This is a genomic window from Thiolapillus sp. (genome assembly GCF_048562965.1).
Classification (GTDB): Bacteria; Pseudomonadota; Gammaproteobacteria; order Chromatiales; family Chromatiaceae; genus Thiolapillus; species Thiolapillus brandeum_A.
Window position 1 is genome coordinate 1 of sequence record NZ_JBHNMF010000860.1, and the last position, 1,222, is coordinate 1,222.

Genomic DNA, 1,222 nt, shown 5'->3' on the forward strand with positions numbered 1-1,222 from the left:
CGCCCAGACAATTGGCTCCCGCTCAATCCGGGTGACCTGCTCGGAAGAGCCGGATGCGGGAAATCCGCACGTCCGGTTCTGTGAGGGTGAAAGCCAGCAATGGCCGATCTACTCGACTAGCATCTCCCCGACAAATTTGGCATAGTATAAATTCCGAAACGATTTTTGAGGTGATGCAATGAAAAAGGTGATAATGGGCGCATTGACCGGATTGGTGCTGCAGGCTAATGCGGACAGCCTTTATGTTAACGAAAATGGTTTTGTTGGCGTTGGAACCAATACGCCCAATAAAGCTGTCCATGTTTTGGGGGCAACAGGAGGCCCGGAAGCCTTGCTTAGGTTGGAGCAAACAGATCAGAAGAAAGTTCGGCTTGCCCTGAGAAACCCTAATGGAGCATGGACTGTCGATATTTCTGCTGACGCAAAAACATTTATTATTACCAAAGTCGGGGAGGGTGAAATATTCAGCATAAATGATCGTGGAGAACTTTTTCTCAAGGATGTCCAGATCCATTGATATCGCCCACAACCAGTAATCCGAGTCACTATTCAACTGAGATTCGTCCATGAATCCGGGGTTTTTTCCTTCAAAAAGCAGGTTCAGTGCCTCAGTAGCTGAGAGTTTCTGCTTGCGGCAAGTGGACAGATAACCGCGTACCCTGCAGAAGACCTGCGCTCCTGCCAGGGAGCGAAAGCAATCGGATAGCTTCTGCTGAACTTTCGTCATACGCAGGTCATTCTCTCCCTGATTATTGGTGAAGGGGACAACTCGCACTTCCATGAAGCGCAGCACATCCGCCTCAAAGTCTCGCGCTGCCAGCCATGGAGAGCGAAGCGAAGGCTGGTAGACCCCAGTAGCCGCGAGGCCGCACTGCTTACCCGTCGTGCGCATAGCGCCAGAGGGGAAGCAAAATAGGCATCCAAACGCGGCGTCCAGTCATTGGGAGACAAGTACGGAGCAGCAACGAGCTTGTGAATTTGTTGCGTAGTGCTTGGTGACCAGGACGGCTGGGGCACGAATAGGCTGTCAAAGGCCGAGTCGATTTTGGGGACTGGGATGTCCCAAAATCTATCACGAGGTCGAAGACACACTTGCAACCTGGTCGAGTAGATGGGCTCCACAACAGGTTAGGATCGTGTTGGCATTCTCTGTTTGCCGGCTGGTTTCCCACCGGTGCCGCAATATCCTCTCCGTACTGTCGCATCACCACACCCCTCACAG

Annotated in this window: 2 protein-coding genes and 1 pseudogene; 1 reads left to right on the top strand and 2 read right to left on the bottom strand. The window is 52.1% G+C overall.

All coding sequences use genetic code 11. The features are described from left to right. The first annotated feature begins 178 nt into the window (after positions 1 to 178). A complete protein-coding gene (locus ACOCD2_RS20675) occupies positions 179 to 517 on the top strand; it encodes a hypothetical protein (protein WP_293650325.1) in 339 nt (112 codons plus the stop codon). 48 nt (positions 518 to 565) lie between these two features. Here the strand turns inward: ACOCD2_RS20675 and ACOCD2_RS20680 are convergent. Together ACOCD2_RS20680 and ACOCD2_RS20685 are read right to left on the bottom strand one after the other, a co-directional pair. Continuing rightward, a pseudogene (locus ACOCD2_RS20680) lies at positions 566 to 811 on the bottom strand (IS66 family transposase); the annotation flags it as partial. Beyond that, positions 724 to 1,122 (bottom strand): hypothetical protein, encoded by a 399-nt coding sequence (locus ACOCD2_RS20685; RefSeq protein ID WP_293650324.1) that lies wholly within the window; start codon positions 1,120 to 1,122, stop codon positions 724 to 726. The gene ACOCD2_RS20685 and the pseudogene ACOCD2_RS20680, both read right to left, overlap by 88 nt. Positions 1,123 to 1,222 lie beyond the last annotated feature (100 nt).